Genomic DNA, 18,133 nt, shown 5'->3' with positions numbered 1-18,133 from the left:
TGCAACGACTATATTTGAGTTCAGTACATTTCCCAAATTTGTTAAACCCACCTGTTTATTTCTTGCTAGGCCTGTAAACGATGAATGCTCCAGTCGCTTTAACACCTGAGTTACTTAGCCAATTAACCGCGATTGTCGGTGAAAACCGTATAAAAACCGATGCGGATAGTCTCGAAAACTGGGGGCGCGATCATACTAAGCATTTTGATCCACACCCATCAGTCATCGTTTTTCCATCGACCACTGAGCAAGTGCAAGCCGTTGTAAAACTGGCGAATCAGTTTCATGTGGCGATTACGCCGTCTGGAGGTCGTACAGGTTTATCGGCAGGTGCTGTTGCTGCCAATGGTGAAATTGTCATCAGTATGGACAAAATGAACCAGATTTTGGAGTTTTTCCCAGCTGACCGGATGGTACGGGTACAAGCAGGCGTGGTGACTGAGCAACTGCAAAATTATGCTGAACAACAAGGCATGTACTATCCTGTTGATTTTGCATCGGCAGGTTCGAGCCAGATCGGCGGAAATATTGGTACCAATGCAGGCGGGATCAAAGTCATTAAATACGGCATGACGCGTAACTGGGTACTGGGTCTAACCGTGGTGACAGGTAAAGGCGATATTTTACGCTTAAATAAAGGCATGATTAAAAATGCTACCGGTTATGCCTTGCAGCATTTATTTATTGGTGGTGAAGGAACTTTAGGTTTAGTGACTGAAGCTGAAATTAAACTGGAGCGTCAACCCCAAAACTTACAAGTGCTGGTTTTAGGTGTTCCGGATTTTGATGCGGTCATGCCAGTGTTACATGCCTTTCAAAAAGAAATTGATTTGACTGCATTTGAGTTCTTTGGTGAACTTGCCATGCAAAAAGTGTTGGATCGTGGTCATGTCCAACGTCCGTTTGAAACCCAATGTCCATTTTATGTCTTGCTTGAATTTGAAGCGCCGTATGAGCCAATTATGGATAAAGCCATGCAGATATTTGAACATTGTATGGAACAAGGTTGGGTACTTGATGGAGTGATGAGCCAAAGTCTGGATCAGGTTGAGAGCTTATGGCGTTTGCGTGAAGATATTTCTGAGTCTATTGCGCCGTTTATTCCCTATAAAAATGATATTTCAGTTTTGATCACGCATGTTCCTGCTTTTATAAAAGAAATTGATGCGATTGTGCAGGACAATTATCCAGATTTTGAGATTTGCTGGTTTGGTCATATTGGTGACGGCAACTTGCACTTAAATATTTTAAAACCTGAGAATTTAAGCAAGGATGAATTTTTCGCTAAATGTCAGGTGGTGAATAAATATGTATTCGATACCGTGAAAAAATATGATGGTTCAATTTCGGCTGAACATGGCGTGGGCATGACCAAAAAACCGTATCTGGAATATTCACGTTCACCCGAAGAAATTGGCTATATGAAAGCCTTAAAATTGGCATTTGACCCAAATGGCATTATGAATCCGGGTAAATTGTTCGATTTATAAAAGGACAAAACTGTAGAAGCTACATAGTTTCTACAGTGTAATGAAGAAGGGCGTAGCATCATAAAGCTACGCTTTTTGTTTTTAGATGTGTGAAAAAAATGTTACGTTTACTTGCGATTTCAGGATTATGTTTGGGACTGATGACAGGCTGTGCCACGACTACCAAGCTGATGTCATTCGGTAGTGGCGAAAGCCCGATGCAACAGGTTTTAAAAGCACAACCTGAGATTAGCCATGAGCATCAAAATACCTCGATTCAGCAAGTGTTTAATCGAGTTGAATCGCCGACTGTTTCTCGCATTACGGTAATTCAAACAGGGTTAATGGATGATGCTGTGTCTGCCGTTAAGACTGAATATTTATTTAAATTTGACGATAAGAAATGGCAGTTGCAAAATAAACAGCAAAGTTACCAATGTGCCAGAGGCAAGAATCCTCGAGGTTTTCAGAGCAAGTTGTGTTCTTGATATCGATTAAAATTTGATTCCGTAGATATGCAGAGAAAGCGTATCGTTTGATTCGCTTTCTGACTTAAATTTTATGCATCTGTAAATCGTTTTAATTTATGATCAAAAACGAAAGGGCCAAAAGGTAGGATGGATGCAATGAACCCTAAAATAAACATATGAACTGACCATTTCATCCGTTGGCAGACCACCAATAACACCACCAAGAATAAAATAAACAAAAGACCATGCCCCATCCCGACATATTTGACCCAAAGCGGATTGCCCCAAATATATTTCAATGGCATCGCGACAAACAACAGCAATAAAAAAGAAATGCCCTCTAAAAATCCAACGATACGTAAGGTTTTAACGTTCATCATGAACCTAAAATACAAGCAAAAACTGAGTGTAGCCGACCATCTAAAAATAGCAACCTTATTTAATCTCTAAATGGAGTAATTCTGTTTTTAAGATTAATAACTCTGGCAAGGTTTCAATCAATAAACTAATTTGCTTTAAAATCAAAAGGTCATAGTCTGAAGTCGAAGCTTGCTGCGCCAGAGTTTTCATTTCTACTAATTTGTTGCTCATATCTTGAGGATGAAGTGGACGCTGATCAATCAAAGCCTGTTCTAAGGTTTCTTTGCACCAGATGAGTAAGTCTAAAATATGCTGATCTTCAATTTTCTCGCGATGGCTTCCCAAAGCTGAAATATAACTCAGCTGACTATGACTATAGACCAGATAACGAAAAGCAGAGTGGATTAATTGCGGATTGGGATGTGGTTCTGCGCTTAAACTGGAAATCATACTGGAAAGTTCAGTTTGCGAATTGTGCGCCAGACGTCGAGCCGTTCGATACTGTACACTGTTGTTTCGTCCAGTTTGGTACTGTTCAACCACCGCCTTGAAATAATCAATAATGGCTTGCGTACTTTTTAGGATGTTGTTGGAAATATTACGAAAATTCCAGTCAGGCCAAATAAAACTTACGGCAAACCATGCGATACCACAGCCAATGAGTGTATCCAGAATACGCGGGGCAATAATACTGTAGCCAAATCCTTTAAGATTAAAAATCAGCAAAACCATTAAGGTGGCCATTGAAGTTGCAAGTGCATATTTCTTTTGGCGTAAGTAGAAAAAAAACACGCCACAAATGACGGTGATGATCAATTGACCTTCAACACTTGGAACAAAATACAAAATGGGCAGACCTAAAAGGACACCGAGTAATGTTCCTAATGTTCTTAATTTTAAACGGCTTTTGGTGGCGAAATAGGTCACCTGACAAACAAATAAACTGGTCAGCACAATCCAGTAACCATTTTGAGCAAAGGGAAGCAGTGAGACTAAAGAGCCTGCGGCAAAGACAAATGCAATTCGAGTTGCGTGACGGAATAAGGCAGATTTAGGGCTCAAGTGCTGTTTAAATTTAAGCCATAAATCTTTGATGCCGTGAATATCATCATCCAGCAGATTTAAATTATCGACATGTTGTTGAAAACGTTCAGGGTAGGTGTGCTGCACATCATGTAAATGACTGAGTTGATCATGCAAATCTTTGAGGTTCTGAACGATCAATTTTAGATTTTTAACTTCGGTGTTATGAGGATGATCGTGAATCCAGTCGTGTAGCGAAAGCTCCAGATTTTCTAAAGCATCTGTTGGATCATGACTAGGAGTAAATGCCTCATTACGTAAAATACATTCAGATAATTGCTGACAAGAAAGTGCTAACAGCCGAATATTTTTTTGAAAACGAAAAATCAGATCGCTACGGCTAAAGTTCTGTTGGATCTGTTCATAATGTAAATAATTGGCACTGACTTGTTCATGAATATCCTGTGCAACAAAATATAGATTTAGCCAATAAATACTGTTTTTATTGACTCTTGAAGCTTTTAATCGAGTGAGTAGGGATGCTTTAGTGACATTTAAACCTTGTACCACTTGCGCATGTTCATTTGAAAGTTCAAACAAAAGCTGTTCGACATTATCTTTATTATCAGGGTCAAACAGACGTGCTTTGGTGTTGAGTACTGCGGCTAAGCCTTGAAATACGTGAGATAAATTATCTTGAACAGCAAGCGTGGGTTTAATTAGAAAAAAGACAACGGAGCTCAGACCGTACCAGAGTACCCCATAAACAAAATACAGGGGTTGTTGGTACCAATGCTGATATTCACTTAAACCAAATAGGCTATAAATAGAAAGTAAAATCGTTCCAAAGGAGATGGTGGCATAGCGTTGCCCCAGTGCACCCAATAAGATTAAAAAACCACTGGAAAGGGAGAGATATAAAATCAGTAGTGCTTTATACGGTGCTAAATATTCAATAATGCTGCTAACACTAAAAAATAAAATACTGACATATAGTAAATTTCTTAAACGGATACTCAAACGATCATCAAAGTCAGTCAGGGCAGTGGCGATCGCACCGAGCGTGACAGGTACAATCAATTCATCATGTCCGAGCCAGCGAAGTCCGAGTGTAGTGCCCATCAACACAATAAAAATTTGAAGGCAATATACCAGTGTGGCATTCACCTGATAGGGTTTTAAAAATCGGGTCAGACCGTTCATTTAAGATCAGAAAATTCGTATTCCCAGTAAGGTTGAGCTTTTTTTAACGCCCTGTCAATTGTTGAAAAATAAACAAAAAAAGAAGCAGGCAAACTGCTTCTTTTGCATCCCATGAAATAATCATATTTCATAAAATGAGTATTTCAATCTGACTCATATTGAATCATCAAAATGAAATGATCAGTTTAATAACCGACCGTGAAACGTTGTTGAACATGATTGTTATGTTCTAGCTCATCGGCAAGTGCTACAGCGAAATCTTCTGTTGAGATTTTACTGCCTTCTTCGCCGACCAATAGTTCATCTTTACCTAAACGGAATTCGCCAGTACGTTTACCTGGACCGAATTCGGCAGAAGGTGAAATAAATGTCCAGTCAAGATCATCAACTTCTTTGAGTTTATCCAGAAAATTTGCAGCACCTTCAGCTTCTGCTTTATAAGCCTCTGGGAAATCTGGTGTATCCATGACGCGTACATTTTGATTTGGTACATGCAAGCTGCCTGCACCGCCTACCACCACGTAACGTTTTACTTTAGAGTCGCGAATTGCTTCAATAAGAGCATTGGCATCCAGACCCTGAAAGCGTACCGCACTAATGACAGCATCTTGACCTTTAAGTGCGTCTACCAATGCCTCATGATCATTCAAATCAATATTTTCAGTCAGGACGCGTTCTGTATCTGCCACCTTATGAGTATCCCGTGCAATCGCTTTCACATAGTTTCCACGTGACACTAGTTCTTCTAAAATACGTGAACCAGCCATACCTGTTGCGCCAATTAATGCAATTTTCATGTTCGTCCTCATTTGTTCTAATAAAATTTTGGAAAGATTTATGATGACAAATTCTGCTGTAAATTACGTTCGTTTTATGTCCATGCCCTGTAACAGTTTGGGTATAAGTGTTGAAGTATGAATAAGAAATTTAAATTGGATAGTAATTTTGATAGAGCTAGTGATGAATATATAAGACACTAATTGGTATGAGCAATTTCATAATAATATTACTTGGCCTCTCCCAGATGATTCTTGATATGCATTTAACATAATGGTGCATATACGAATTGAACTTTTCTTCATCTAGGAATATAGTATTGATTAACAATGTTAATCAAGGGGGCTTAATATGGCTTCAAATGCACTAGTAACTACTCGCATTAATGAGAACATTAAGCATGAAGCAACAGAAGTTCTCGCAACAATGGGCTTAACTGTCTCAGATGCAATTCGTTTGTTGTTGACAAAAGTAGCTAAAGAAAAGGCTCTACCTTTTGAAATTTGGCAACCGAATGCTGAAACCACTGCGGCAATGGGAGAAGATCTCAGCAAAGCAAAAAGCTTTACTTCTGTAAAAGATTTAATGGCTGATCTGAATGCGGACGATTAAGTACACATCAGCATTCAAGAAAGACTATAAGCGTGAGAAAAAAGGTCAGCATCGAAGAATCCTAGATGCTGAACTACAAACTGTTTTAGAGTTATTGCAAGCCGATGAACCTTTACCTGAAAAGTATCGTGACCATGCTTTAGTCAGTAATTGGGTAGGTCATCGTGATTGTCATATCAAGCCAGATCTTGTTTTAATCTATAAGAAAACTGAAGAAGATGAGCTGCTCATTTTGAAATTAATTCGATTGGGTAGCCATAGTGAATTGGCAATTTGATTGACCTAATTTCAACAACAAAATTTAAAATGTATCTTCAAAAATGAGAGTTGATAACGCTCATTTTTGATTTTACATAAAGTGTATTGTGCTAATTCTAGAAAACATAGGGGGGAATAATTGAAAGAAGATACATATCCATGTGTGTGCTGTGGTTTTTTAACTAGGTCTGAGCCGAGCAATGACGATTACGATATTTGCCCTGTCTGTTTCTGGGAAAATGATCCTGTACAGAATGATGATCCTGAGTTTAGTGGCGGAGCAAATATTCCATCTCTTAATCAAGCACGTATTAATTTTAAAAAATTTGGAGCAAAAGAACAAGGATCAATAAAAAATGTCCGAACACCATATGAGTCTGAATACCCCTATTAATATTATAGTGCTTATATGTTGTATTCTAAAAATAAACAAAAATGTCTTCTTTAAGACAATTTTTAGTTTTATGACCTTGATAAAAAATCTATTGAATCAATTTAATTTCACCTTTAAAAAACTCTATAAAAAAGCCGATTGATATCAATCGGCTCAACTCATTTGCTTCAAAACGTTAAAACATTCAGTAATTAAATTTTAGGCTCATCCAGATCATCATAAATCATGGTGGTTTTCGGCATCGGTTCTGGTTCAATGGTTTCATGCAACCATTCACGCCAAATTGCCAGTAGAATCGCCAGAATGACAGGACCAATAAACAGACCCACTAAACCAAAACTGGCGAGTCCACCCAATACCCCAAACATAATCAACAAAAACGGAATCTTGGTTGCACCAGAAATCACCAGAGGTCGAATGACATTATCTGAGGTGCTCACAATACAAACGCCCCAGATCATGACGCCAATCGCACCCACCATCTGATCTTGTGAAAATAACCAAAGTGCCACTGAGCTATAAGCCACAGGCGTTCCAAAAGGAATGAGAGCCAACAAGAAAGTGACAATAGTGAGCACCATTGGGTTTGGTACACCTGCTACAAAATAACTCAGACCCGCTAAAATGGCTTGTGCAACAGCCGTTAACCCCACGCCATAGACCACCGCACGTGTGGTTTCAGAAATCGTATCTAAATAATGATGAACGCGAGGACCAATCACCATTTCCATGGCTTTGCTGACCTGACTTAAAATAGTGGGGCCATCACGATAAAAGAAAAATAGCGATAGCAGTGCAAAACCTAATTTAACCAGATTTTTACTGATTTCACTCAGCACAAAACGACCATAACCCATATGTCCCTGAATCCAGATCGCTACATTTTGAGTGATGCTATTGGGGTCAGTGTTGATCTCATTTAAAGTCCGACTAATTTCTTTACCAATAATAGGCAATTCCCGAATAAAATCAGGCACATCTAAATGGCCTGAAAAAATCTGTTTTTGTAATTCGAAAAATAAATTACGTCCTTCGTGCTGCAAAATAAATACAGCAAAAGTTAGGGGAATCCCAATCACTAAAATAATCATTAAAATCATGATAGATGCATTTAAGCTCGGGCGGTGTGCTCCAAACAAACGCTGGATAAATAGATAAATCGGCCATGTCATATAAGCAATGATGGCCGCCCAGAGCACAGGAACAATAAAATATTTCAGGATATGGAATCCCAAAAGCATCAGGATAATAAGTAATCCGAACAATAAAGCTCGTTGTATTGTTGGCGCGTATTGTTGCACTGAACTCTCTATTGGGCTAACACTGAACGATTCATCTTAACTGAAAAACAGCGATACGAAAATAAATGTTGAGTTTCATTACGTTGTTAAAATGCATGCAAAAATATCTTGGTTTTTTAACGCCTAAAAATGCCTAGAACCATTCTGAATGATCTTCAATTAATACATCTAAAAGAGGTTGCCATTGAGTTTGTAAAGTCAGGAAATTTTTTTGGGAACGGTCAAAAATACTCAAACCCTGCATCGCCAATTGACCATAAGCACTGCGCTCAGAAATGGCTGCAATTGGTGGTTGTTCAATTTTCTCAAAAAACTGCTGGATATCTTTGCTGCTAGAGCTATTGGTTTTCATGCGATTGGCAAGTAAATGAATGCTCACCTTGCCTTTACGAATCCGTTTAATGTCCTGTAAATGTTTTAAAAAACGCTTGGTGCTGTCAATGTCAAAAAAAGAAGGTTGTAACGGCGTTACAATCGCATGTGCTTCACTGATTAGTTGTTCGGCATGTTCGCCTGAGAGCGCACCCGGTGCATCAATAATTAAATAATCCAGTGTTTTGGGTGCATCACCAATCGATTTTTCATGACGCCAGTCTAGCGTTTGAATAGAAGACGCCGTTTTAGGTCGCTGTTTCAGCCATTGCATAGCGGATTTTTGATTGTCTGCATCGGCAAGTGCGACTTTATATCCTTTTTGTGCCAGAGCTGATGCCAAAGTAATGGCTGTAATGGTTTTACCGCATCCACCCTTTTGATTTGCTATAAGTATGGTTTTCATGCCTAAGATTATTCTCCGTATCTGAAATTAGATTAGCATTTTTTTATCAGTGAAAGGTTACACATGACAAAAGTCTTGCGCTTATTTAAAGTGTTAAGCAAAGTTTCTAGCAGGTAAAATCATGTCCATCTGGATGGCAATGTTAATTGGCGTATGTATTGGGGTCGTCATCACCACCATCATATTGTCCAACACGAGAAATGGACGGATTCAGGCAGAATACGAACAATATATTGCACAGTTACAACTTGAGCATCAGCAAAGCTTGCTTCAGGCACAAAAGCGTAGTGTGAACACCAGTCGTGCGGTTTTAAAAGGAAAAATGGCAGAGCAACTCGCACCAATGTTGCCTGAGTTTTGTTACTTGCCCAGTGACGCCAAATTTTTGGGTGATCCTGTGGATTATGTTGTTTTTGATGGATATACCGATTTTCGTGATGGAGAGGGTTTAGCTGAAGATATTGATGTCGTCCTGATTGACATAAAAAGCGGTGGGGCACGACTCACGAAAGGTCAACAAGCCATTGCGCAGGCAATACGCGAGGGACGGGTTCGTTTTGAAACCTTAAGAATAGATTTTGATGATCAAGGCTAACTCGCCTATCTTGAAAAATGAATTTATTGAGTTATTGTACGTGTATCCTGCTACGTAAAGAATAAAGCAAATTTTACTGCTTCAACCTTACATAAGGTATAAAAAGCCGCAGACAAAAAAACACCAAATTAATCTTTAATGTTACCCAATATGCCTATTTTTTATGAGTTTTAGGCATAAGATGAAAGGAATAAAATGAGATGATTGGGTGTCATATTCGATGGTTGCGGAGGAGCATATAAAATGTTGAAGCATCTAGCTTTGGGATTGATGACTGCGTTGTGGATTGGGCAAGCCAGTGCTTCAGCTTCCAGTGATTATAATATTGCGAAAGGACTTGCACCAAAAGCACAGGGGCAATCTATTTCGGTATTAAAGCCCTTCAAAGGTGATTTTCGAATTTTGGGTTCCAAGCAATATCGCGATGATGAACAAGCCAAGTTTTCTCCGATTGATTTTGCAGTCAGTTATGGTTTATTTGCGCATCCTCAAATTGCCTCGCAGATCAAAATTAACCAGTATGATCGTTACCTGAACTGGAGTTTACAGACCTTACCTGTGCCGCCTGATCAGGCGATGAAACTGGTGTCGAATATGCATATTATTCCAGCCAATCCTGATATTGCCAAACAAATTACTCAAGTCAAACGAGGAGACTTGGTTCGTCTAAAAGGTGAATTGGTTGAAGTCAAAGACAATAATCTGGTGTGGACATCGTCCCTGACACCCGGTGGTGTCGGCGATGGCGCATGTGAGGTATTTCGTGTTCACTCTATCCAGTGGATTGAGCACCAAAAAATATAAGCGACAGAGCGGAATGCCGCTTACCTAACACAGTATAAAAGTGATTTAAGATGCTTTTTGCTGTTGCTTCCAATGTTTGAGCTGTTTTTGTGCTTGTAAATATTCAGCTAGATTTTTTGCGGTTATGGCTTGAGCTCTATCTTGGCTCGTGCCTGAAGCAGTGTGCTGCTGAATCAACTGTCCTTGTGACTCCCAATATTGATATAACATGCCTTGAATATAGCGACCTTGTGCGGTTTTTAAATCGAGTTCTTTGAGCATATTTAAAGCGGATTGAATATGATCAAGCTTGCGATTTCGTTCAAATTCTGGGGTTAAATTGCCAGCTTGTTGCATCTGAGCCAGTTCATTTTCCATATCATCACTCATTGCAGTGAATTTTTCATCGAAATCATCAAGCAGTGCAATATCGTGTGCATCATTTTCAGTGGCAGGATAGGCTTTAACGGGTGCTGTTTGTAATTCATCCTGTGCTTGTTGCGTTGTGGCTTGCTCTGGAGGATTCTCTTTATTTTTATTACAGGCAGAAAGCAACAGGCTACTTCCCAATAATACAGGAAGAATAAACAGATTAATTTTGCTGGAGTTTGACATAAAGAAGGATTCCTCATTTTAAAGATTTATCAGGGGTTCACGTTTTTTATAATGATAAGCATAGGTAATATAAGGAAATTCAATTTCATCCTGCACCTGTAACCCTTTAAATTTAAAAACAATTTGTTCAAATTGCTGTTTAAGTTCTAATTGTTGTTGTATGGGCATCGCGGCAATAAAACTGGTTGAGAGCAGTCGTTTACTGACCACTTGCTCAACGCTTCCTTTTTGGGTTTGGGTAAAGGTCTGAACACCAGAAAACTCAAAAAGTTGTTGATCTTCGAAAACGTTTTTCCAGTTGCCACTATGGTAACGTGGCGTATCTTGTTCCAAGGGTTGTAACACATCGGCCAGAGCTTTGACCCAGTCGACACTGACATCACGCTGGTTCCAGATTAGCCCTAAATGTCCGCCTGTTTTTAATATTCGATTTAATTCGGTCAATGTTTGAAGGTTAGAAAACCAATGGAATGATTGTGCACATAGCACGGCATTTACACTTTGGGCAGACAGTGGAATATTTGCGCTATACGCATCTACAAGGTTGACCTCAGGGTAAGCCAAATGAAGTTGTTCGCGCATGGCCTGTACAGGTTCAACAGCAATAATCTCCGAGCTGAGTTGCTGCAAGTAAGGAATAAATTTACCTGTGCCTGCACCTAAATCGACCACACGCGAAGCCTGATTTAGATCTAATTCCTGCTTGAGCCAATTCACGATTTCCTTGGGATAATCTGGTCGTACTTGCTGATAAAGTGCCGCCGTTTGACTAAAACCCTGTTGTGCAGTGTGATGAATGGGTTGCATAGCTCAGACTCATTAAATAAAGAATAATTACAGGATGTAGCATGCCGTTATTATGTACCTTTACAAGACATAAGCCTGCTAGCCAATAGCATTTCTCATACAATTTGATGAGTTTTATAACATTTTTATATGGGGATACAGCAGTGTAGTCGTGTTTTACATGCTAAAAACGAAGCTCAATAGTAATGAATAAAAGAGAATCAGACATGACTGAACACATAAAAATTCCGAATTTGCAGTTACATGACGGTCATCAAATTCCAGCCTTGGGCTTTGGGACATATACATTAAAAGCCAGCGAAGGGGTTGAGGTGATGCTGCGTGCCCTAGGTCATGGTTACCGTATGCTGGATTCGGCATTTAATTATGAAAACGAAGGAGCTGTTGGAGAAGCGGTTCGCCAATCGGGTTTAGCGCGTGAAGAGCTTTTTATTACTTCGAAATTACCCGGTCGACACCATGCCTATGACGAGGCGCGTCAAACGATTCAAGAATCTTTATATCGGATGCAACTGGATTATCTCGATCTATATTTAATTCATTGGCCAAATCCAAAACAGGGTTTATATGTTGAAGCTTGGCAAGCTCTGATTGATGCCCAGAATGAAGGGCTGATTAAGTCGATTGGGGTAAGTAACTTTTTGCCTGAACATATTGACACTTTGCAGCGTGAAACAGGGGTTTTACCTGTGATTAATCAGATTGAACTACATCCTTATTTTAATCAATCCAAACAACGCGAATATGATCAATCCAAACAAATTTTAACCATGGCGTGGAGTCCACTGGGTCGTGGCAGTGAAGTCAATGAAAATGAAACGTTAAAAAAGATTGCACAGGAGCTGGATTATTCTGTACAGCAAGTGATTTTAAGATGGCAACATCAATTGGGGGTAATTCCTATTCCAAAATCGAGCAGTGATAAAAATCAATTGGCAAATCAGCAAATTTTTGACTTTTCATTAAGTGATCAGCAGATGCAACAGATTAATCAATTGACACGTTCCGATGGTCGTTTAGCCGATCAGGATCCTGCGGTGTATGAAGAGTTTTAAAGCCTCGAAAAAAAGATACTGTCAGGAGAAAGCAAGCGGATTGGGCAAAACAAGATTGCAACATTGTGGTAACTTTTGCCCTGTTTTCTTACCACAGTCCTTATAAAATAATAAGTTCCAGCATTTTTGTGACTGATGCCAGTGCCATTAGCGCAGTCACTATTTTTCGGTAGTCGAATGGACAAACAAATTATTTTTGAAGACGAACACATCCGCGTTATTTTTCTAAAAGGTACATCCAGCGAATTGGTGATTTCATTTGGAGACTTAATTAGCCGTGCCAAAGGTCTAAGTATTAATGCCGAAAAATCATTGATGAAATATGATTATAATGTGCTGGGGATTATGCCCAAACTCAAATCATGGTTTCCGCAAGCATCTATGCAACAGATGATGGAAAGTGTGCAGCCAATACTCGATCAGTTTGCATCTATTATCGGCTATGGTGGATCGATGGGCGGTTATGCCACCATTAAATATGCCAAATTGCTTAACATGAAGCGTGTGATTGCCTTTGTTCCGCAATTTAGTATTGATCCGCAGCAAGTCGAAGACCGCCGTTATGCCGAGTTCTTTGATGTCAACTTAAACCGTGATATGCAAATTCAATCGAACGATGTCAGTGCTGGAACTGAGTATATTGTGGTTTATGATCCTTACTATAAAGAAGATCGTGAACATTACTTAAAAATCAAAAAAATCATTCCAGCATTACATACTCTGAAACTACCCTTTACAGGACATGATGCCCTTGCGGTCTTGGCAAGTTCAAGTTTACTGAATGATTTTATTCGCCACCCGTATGATCAGGGCTATTTTTACCAGCAAATGCGTAGCGTAAAGAAAAATAGCAAGTTTTATTATCGTACCGTGATTGCAAATTTAATGTCGCGGCATAGTGCTGCACTAGGGCGTATTTTAAGAAATAATGAATTGCATCTGGATGATCAATATTTTGATGCCAATTTAAAGCAACTGATCACCCGTGTCATGTTAAGCAAACGACAAGTCACAGAACAAGATCTGCAAAAATTAGGTATTAAAGTGAATTTGCCAATTTCACAACTTGAAGCCAGTGGAGAATTGCAGGATCGTTTTGGACAACATCTGGTGTTTAATCTGATTAGCCATAAGCTAGAAAGTTATCGGGTAGATGCGGTACAACTCAATAATAAATATCTCATCAGTATTCATGCCAAAAGTAGCGGTATTGTCAAAATTGTGATTAATGCTGAACGTTATATCGTGGCTATGAATGACCGACGTGTGATGAAACTATTTAAAGAAGATGATGCATTGAGTACCGACATGAGCCCAATTTTAATTAAAAAATACACAGATTACTTTGTCCTGAGTTATAAACAGTTGAATCTGCATAGTGACGAACATGGCGTCTGTAGCTTTACTGAAAATTCAACACAAGATGCAGAAAAGTTTAAAACCATTTAGCGCTGCTGCATAGAATATTGAATTTATGGTGTATTTAAATTGAGGATGAAACGCACACAGGGACGATTGATCGTCCCTGTGCTGATGTGATTCGACTAATAATTGGCTAGAAGTGCTAGAGCGGCTTAGTTAGTCGCAGTGTTTTGTTTGGTTGGCTGTCTTTCAACGCCTGCTTGACCTTGAACACCTAAATTACGTGTTGATGCATTCGCCGCAACACCTGCATTGGCATTGACTGAACCGACTTTTACACCCGCTTGTGTGTTGGCATTGATGCCACTGTTGGCTGAAGCATTTTTAGTTGCATCCCAGCGTGATTCAGCTTTGGCTTTTTGCTCTGCGCTGAAATCTTTGGTATTTGCAACAGCTTTCTTTGTTCCTTGTTTGGTGCTTTGCCAAGCTTGCTGACTTTTGTCACCTACTTTTTCAGCCGCATTTACGGTTTTATCTTTGGCTGTTACGGCTACATCATGGGTTTTGTGTGCGACATGACTTCCTGCATTGACTGTGGCATCAGTTGCCTTGGTTGCAGTAGAATGAACTGCATGTGCGGTATTGCTAACACCCGTTTTTACCCCATTGCCAATACGACTAAGCACGCCGTCTGATTCGACTTGAGCATTTGCGCCGACATTGACAGAAGCATTACCTGCAAACACGGTTGCAGAAGCTAAAATACTTGCAGTTAAAATAGCAGTTTTCATCATTTTCATTTTTCTTTCCTTTTGTGAATCCACTTTATCTCATGATAAGTGATCGACGTGGCTATCATAATCAACAAAGTGGGATATGTGTGACTCAGTTCAAAAAAATTACAAGCAGTTAACCGTGATCTTAAAGTGAAGGAGAAATTGTGGAGAATGAGAAAAATAAGATTTTAAACAGGAGGTAAAATGATGGATTTATGCGAAATCTGCCTTGACGCATTGTAATTTCAGATAGATAGTCAGATGTACATGAAGAAATAAACAGTATGCATTGTTCATCGTGCATGCTGACTTTTCATTTATCAATTTACATAAGAGTACATGATGAGTTTAGCCGCCGCATTTTTAGACTATGGTTCACTGGACATGAATGATCTGGATTTTAGCTCTTTGCGGGCTTGTTTTAGTGAGCTTCAGTTGTATGCAAGTACAGCACCTGAACAAGTGGTCGAGCGATTAACCAATGTTGAAGTCGTCATTAGTAATAAAGTCGTCATTGATGCACAAACTATTCAACAACTTCCCCAACTAAAGTTGATTTTAATTTCTGCTACAGGCACCAACAATGTCGATTTGGAAGCAGCCACAGCACAGGGAGTTGTGGTGTGTAATTGTCAGGGCTATGGAACTGCTTCGGTTGCACAGCACACTTTGACCCTAATGCTTGTATTAGCCACGTCATTGCTACACTACGATAGCGCAGTTCGACAAGGACGCTGGCAGCAATCATCACAATTTTGTTTTCTGGACTATCCGATTATGGAGTTGTCTGGAAAGACTTTGGGCATCGTCGGTTACGGTGAGTTGGGGCAGGAAGTCGCACGATTGGCTCAGGCGTTTGGTATGCAGATCCGCATTGCAAATATTCCAAACCGACCTAAACATGCCCATGGATTAGAGCTGTCTGAGTTATTGCCTCAAGTCGATTTTTTAAGCCTACACTGCCCATTGACAGAAAATACCCGAAATCTGATCAATGCAAACGCCTTTGATATGATGAAACCTTCTGCATTTCTAATCAATTGCGCACGTGGTGGTATTGTGCATGAAAGTGATTTATTAGATGCCTTAAAACATGGAAAAATTGCAGGTGCAGCAACAGATGTACTCAGCGTTGAACCGCCTAAAGACGGCAATGTTTTACTAGATGCAGATCTTCCGAATTTAATCATCACCCCACACGCTGCTTGGGGCAGTGTTCAATCCAGACAACGCATGGTGGAACAATTGGCTGAAAATGCACAAGGATTTATTACGGGTCAAATTGTACGTCAGGTCAATTCTTAAATTTTTTAAGTCTAAAGTTTTGAAGCCCTCAATAGATTTCTTTCATCAGTTCCTTTTAATTCTCTCTTGGCGCGAAAACGAAAAGAGCTAAAACAGTGATGGATGAAATCTAATGTTTAAGGATTTGCGCTTTCAGGCAATGGTGCAGCTGGTGTTGTCGCGGGCATTGCAGTTGCAGAAGGTGTGCTTTCAGGGGCGGCTGCCACTGGTGCGGCTGAAGATTGACTTAAACTACTTTGCTCAATAGGCACTGTACCCCCATTGGTACCGACCACGGCATCTTTGGTTTGCTGCCACTTTTGTTCAGTATACGTTTTTGCTTCACTGGCTTTTTGTTGAGCAACCTGTGACTGCTCTGCACCATACGCTTTGCTGTCTTGCCATTTTTCACTGATTTTGGTGGAAGATTTATCCGCACCACGCTGAATCGAGTTGCCTAAACGGCTAATGCTTTGTCCAGTTTTATAAGTGAGTACCCGAAAAATATTGGGATTATCACCATAAGGCATGCTTTTAGGCTGATCTGTAGAGGAGTTTGCTACTTGCGGAGTCACAGTTTCATTAGCACTGGCTGCAATGGGTAGAATAACAAACAAGCTGAGTGTTGCACCATACAGGGCATGCTTAAGCATTTTAGCCATCCTTTTTCCTGATTCTGTAATGTGAATCATCTTAGCGAGATCCGCTCAATTTAAAAATAAAAGAGATCAAACTGATACAGCTTGCTACAAGGGATATACACTCAAGGAGTGAAATAGGACAACCAAACAGGTTTTGCCCTTAACAGACATGAAGGACAAAACCCCCAAACTTATTCACTATTCACAAGCAGCGACGTTTTCTTTTTTGAAATTGTCACGAAGTGAAAGGAAATTGGCTTGTACCTGTTTGTCATACAAATCAAACGACTTGGCTGAGCTGGTTCCATCTTTGGCAACAATCACCGTTCCAGCTGAAATTAAAGTATTGCCCTTAAATACCCAGTTTTCACGTGCGCGAGCGGCATCCAGAACACCCGTAAATTCAATATTACAGTGATCTCCCATCTTAATCAGTTTTGCCTTATTGTTTTTGGTATCAGGAAAGGCTTTGATGTTGGTCACTTCTTCAATCACGCCCACAGTGGTTTCTGGAAGAGGGGGAGTCGTTGAACATGCTGTGAGCGTTAAACAGGTCGCGGTGACTAAAAAAAGAGGATTAAGTTTCATCATTTAATGGCTTACATGTGTTGTTATTGAGCATAAGTATAACGCTATTTGACTATTCAGCTAGAGTAAAGCAGCAAAAAAAGACGCTATTTTTTATTTGAAAATTCTGTTTTTAATAAAGCAATAAATGCATCACGGGCTTTATGCTGTTGCACATTTTCATGCCAGAAAAATTGATTTTGCATGGAGGCAAGATGGGGGAATTGATAAGCGCAAAGATGGGTCATACTTTTATATTGTTCAAAAATACTTTGTGGAACTAAGGACACGCCAGAACCTGCACTGACACAGCCAATAATCGTGGCATAACTGGTAATGCCCGTCATGGGCAAAGCAAGCTTCTTTAACTTGAGCCATTCTTCAAGTGCTGCACGATAAGGACAACCCTCCGTCCACATAAATATTTCTTTATCGATCAAATCTTCCTGACAGTGAATTTTACCGATGGAGGGTGCTGCAATGAGCACCATATTTTCCTGATAAATTTCAAGTTGATGTAGCAATGGGAATTGAATCTGTCCCGCGACAATCGCGCCATCTAGTTTATGCTGAAGTACATCTTGTAAAAGTTGTTTCCATGTTCCTGTGGTAATTTGAATCGAAACATCTGGATACTGCTGGTGATATTCAGCCAGCAGACGTGGTAAGCGAGTGGTTGCTGAAGATTCGATCGCGCCAATTCTTAATGGCCCTGATGGGGCTGCATCAGGGTGAATACTGCGTTTGGCTTCATCACACAAGGCTAAAATTTTTTGGCAATATTCCAAAAACACTTCGCCCGAAGCCGTCAGTTTCAGCATTTTGCCTTCACGTAAAAATAACGGTGCGCTGAGTTCTTCTTCAAGTTGTTTGATGCGAGTGGTGATATTCGATGGAACACAATGCAGCTTGGTGGCTGCTTGCACCATGCTGCCACATTCTACAATGCTTTGAAACATTCTCAGTTGTTGGATATCCATGTTTTGTGATTGAATAAAAATGA

General features: G+C 39.8%; 21 protein-coding genes. 10 read left to right on the top strand and 11 right to left on the bottom strand.

Annotation, left to right across the window (positions count from 1 at the left end):
- The first annotated feature begins 80 nt into the window (after positions 1 to 80).
- Positions 81 to 1,490, top strand: coding sequence for an FAD-binding oxidoreductase (locus E0D95_RS08600; RefSeq protein ID WP_130803472.1), 1,410 nt, complete (start codon positions 81 to 83; stop codon positions 1,488 to 1,490).
- 98 nt (positions 1,491 to 1,588) lie between these two features.
- Positions 1,589 to 1,957, top strand: coding sequence for a hypothetical protein (locus E0D95_RS08595; RefSeq protein ID WP_130803471.1), 369 nt, complete (start codon positions 1,589 to 1,591; stop codon positions 1,955 to 1,957).
- Between the two features lie 71 nt (positions 1,958 to 2,028).
- On the opposite strand, the gene E0D95_RS08590 is transcribed toward E0D95_RS08595, so the two are convergent.
- From E0D95_RS08590 to E0D95_RS08580, 3 genes are all read right to left on the bottom strand, one after another.
- Positions 2,029 to 2,316: a DUF3817 domain-containing protein gene (locus tag E0D95_RS08590; protein WP_130803470.1), complete on the bottom strand. Its 288-nt coding sequence runs from the start codon at positions 2,314 to 2,316 to the stop codon at positions 2,029 to 2,031.
- 58 nt (positions 2,317 to 2,374) lie between these two features.
- Positions 2,375 to 4,525, bottom strand: a complete 2,151-nt coding sequence (gene yccS / locus E0D95_RS08585) for a YccS family putative transporter (RefSeq protein ID WP_130803469.1) — start codon at positions 4,523 to 4,525, stop codon at positions 2,375 to 2,377.
- Positions 4,526 to 4,710: 185 nt separating this feature from the next.
- On the bottom strand, positions 4,711 to 5,322 hold the full coding sequence (locus E0D95_RS08580; RefSeq protein WP_130803468.1) for an NAD(P)-dependent oxidoreductase: 612 nt from the start codon (positions 5,320 to 5,322) through the stop codon (positions 4,711 to 4,713).
- A 331-nt stretch (positions 5,323 to 5,653) separates the two neighbouring features.
- Here E0D95_RS08580 and E0D95_RS08575 point away from each other — a divergent pair, with 331 nt between their 5' ends.
- From E0D95_RS08575 to E0D95_RS08565, 3 genes are all read left to right on the top strand, one after another.
- Positions 5,654 to 5,914 carry a type II toxin-antitoxin system RelB/DinJ family antitoxin gene (locus tag E0D95_RS08575; RefSeq protein ID WP_130803467.1) on the top strand — a complete coding sequence of 87 codons (261 nt, stop codon included), beginning with the start codon at positions 5,654 to 5,656 and terminating at the stop codon, positions 5,912 to 5,914.
- Positions 5,901 to 6,191 (top strand): type II toxin-antitoxin system YafQ family toxin, encoded by a 291-nt coding sequence (locus tag E0D95_RS08570; RefSeq protein WP_130803466.1) that lies wholly within the window; start codon positions 5,901 to 5,903, stop codon positions 6,189 to 6,191. Before E0D95_RS08575 ends, E0D95_RS08570 begins: the two co-directional genes overlap by 14 nt.
- Positions 6,192 to 6,311: 120 nt before the next feature.
- Positions 6,312 to 6,566: a CPCC family cysteine-rich protein gene (locus tag E0D95_RS08565; protein ID WP_130803465.1), complete on the top strand. Its 255-nt coding sequence runs from the start codon at positions 6,312 to 6,314 to the stop codon at positions 6,564 to 6,566.
- Between the two features lie 191 nt (positions 6,567 to 6,757).
- Here the strand turns inward: E0D95_RS08565 and E0D95_RS08560 are convergent, their stop codons facing one another.
- Positions 6,758 to 7,867, bottom strand: a complete 1,110-nt coding sequence (locus tag E0D95_RS08560; RefSeq protein WP_130803464.1) for an AI-2E family transporter — start codon at positions 7,865 to 7,867, stop codon at positions 6,758 to 6,760.
- A gap of 133 nt (positions 7,868 to 8,000) precedes the next feature.
- Positions 8,001 to 8,645, bottom strand: a complete 645-nt coding sequence (locus E0D95_RS08555) for a ParA family protein (RefSeq protein ID WP_130803463.1) — start codon at positions 8,643 to 8,645, stop codon at positions 8,001 to 8,003.
- Between the two features lie 121 nt (positions 8,646 to 8,766).
- On the opposite strand from E0D95_RS08555, the gene E0D95_RS08550 reads away from it, so the two are divergent.
- Together E0D95_RS08550 and E0D95_RS08545 are read left to right on the top strand one after the other, a co-directional pair.
- The gene (locus E0D95_RS08550) at positions 8,767 to 9,240 is read left to right on the top strand and encodes a Holliday junction resolvase-like protein (RefSeq protein ID WP_130803462.1); all 474 of its coding nucleotides are present in this window, start codon (positions 8,767 to 8,769) and stop codon (positions 9,238 to 9,240) included.
- A 243-nt stretch (positions 9,241 to 9,483) separates the two neighbouring features.
- A complete protein-coding gene (locus tag E0D95_RS08545) occupies positions 9,484 to 10,044 on the top strand; it encodes a hypothetical protein (RefSeq protein WP_130803461.1) in 561 nt (186 codons plus the stop codon).
- Positions 10,045 to 10,089: 45 nt separating this feature from the next.
- Here E0D95_RS08545 and E0D95_RS08540 read toward each other — a convergent pair whose 3' ends face one another.
- On the bottom strand, positions 10,090 to 10,638 hold the full coding sequence (locus E0D95_RS08540; RefSeq protein ID WP_130803460.1) for a hypothetical protein: 549 nt from the start codon (positions 10,636 to 10,638) through the stop codon (positions 10,090 to 10,092).
- Between the two features lie 18 nt (positions 10,639 to 10,656).
- The gene (locus E0D95_RS08535) at positions 10,657 to 11,445 is read right to left on the bottom strand and encodes a class I SAM-dependent methyltransferase (RefSeq protein ID WP_130803459.1); all 789 of its coding nucleotides are present in this window, start codon (positions 11,443 to 11,445) and stop codon (positions 10,657 to 10,659) included.
- A gap of 206 nt (positions 11,446 to 11,651) precedes the next feature.
- Between E0D95_RS08535 and E0D95_RS08530 the strand changes: the two genes are divergently transcribed.
- Positions 11,652 to 12,500 carry an aldo/keto reductase gene (locus E0D95_RS08530; protein ID WP_130803458.1) on the top strand — a complete coding sequence of 283 codons (849 nt, stop codon included), beginning with the start codon at positions 11,652 to 11,654 and terminating at the stop codon, positions 12,498 to 12,500.
- A gap of 177 nt (positions 12,501 to 12,677) precedes the next feature.
- Entirely contained in the window at positions 12,678 to 13,949 is a 1,272-nt protein-coding gene (locus tag E0D95_RS08525; RefSeq protein WP_130803457.1) for a hypothetical protein, read from the top strand.
- Between the two features lie 125 nt (positions 13,950 to 14,074).
- Here the strand turns inward: E0D95_RS08525 and E0D95_RS08520 are convergent, their stop codons facing one another.
- Positions 14,075 to 14,662: a hypothetical protein gene (locus E0D95_RS08520; protein WP_130803456.1), complete on the bottom strand. Its 588-nt coding sequence runs from the start codon at positions 14,660 to 14,662 to the stop codon at positions 14,075 to 14,077.
- Positions 14,663 to 14,980: 318 nt separating this feature from the next.
- On the opposite strand from E0D95_RS08520, the gene E0D95_RS08515 reads away from it, so the two are divergent.
- Complete coding sequence (locus E0D95_RS08515) at positions 14,981 to 15,943, top strand: 2-hydroxyacid dehydrogenase (protein ID WP_130803455.1); 963 nt, start codon at positions 14,981 to 14,983, stop codon at positions 15,941 to 15,943.
- Positions 15,944 to 16,059: 116 nt separating this feature from the next.
- Here the strand turns inward: E0D95_RS08515 and E0D95_RS08510 are convergent, their stop codons facing one another.
- The 3 genes from E0D95_RS08510 to E0D95_RS08500 all read right to left on the bottom strand — a co-directional run bounded on the left by E0D95_RS08510 (position 16,060) and on the right by E0D95_RS08500 (position 18,110).
- Positions 16,060 to 16,575 (bottom strand): hypothetical protein, encoded by a 516-nt coding sequence (locus E0D95_RS08510; protein WP_130803454.1) that lies wholly within the window; start codon positions 16,573 to 16,575, stop codon positions 16,060 to 16,062.
- Between the two features lie 186 nt (positions 16,576 to 16,761).
- The gene (locus tag E0D95_RS08505; RefSeq protein ID WP_130803453.1) at positions 16,762 to 17,151 is read right to left on the bottom strand and encodes a hypothetical protein; all 390 of its coding nucleotides are present in this window, start codon (positions 17,149 to 17,151) and stop codon (positions 16,762 to 16,764) included.
- Between the two features lie 86 nt (positions 17,152 to 17,237).
- A complete protein-coding gene (locus E0D95_RS08500) occupies positions 17,238 to 18,110 on the bottom strand; it encodes a LysR family transcriptional regulator (protein ID WP_130803452.1) in 873 nt (290 codons plus the stop codon).
- Between the last annotated feature and the right edge of the window lie 23 nt (positions 18,111 to 18,133).

Origin of the sequence: Acinetobacter ihumii, assembly GCF_900625095.1 — a bacterium.
Lineage (GTDB): Bacteria > Pseudomonadota > Gammaproteobacteria > Pseudomonadales > Moraxellaceae > Acinetobacter > Acinetobacter ihumii.
Note: the sequence above shows the minus strand (reverse complement) of the source record. Positions and strands in the feature narration are given on the sequence as shown.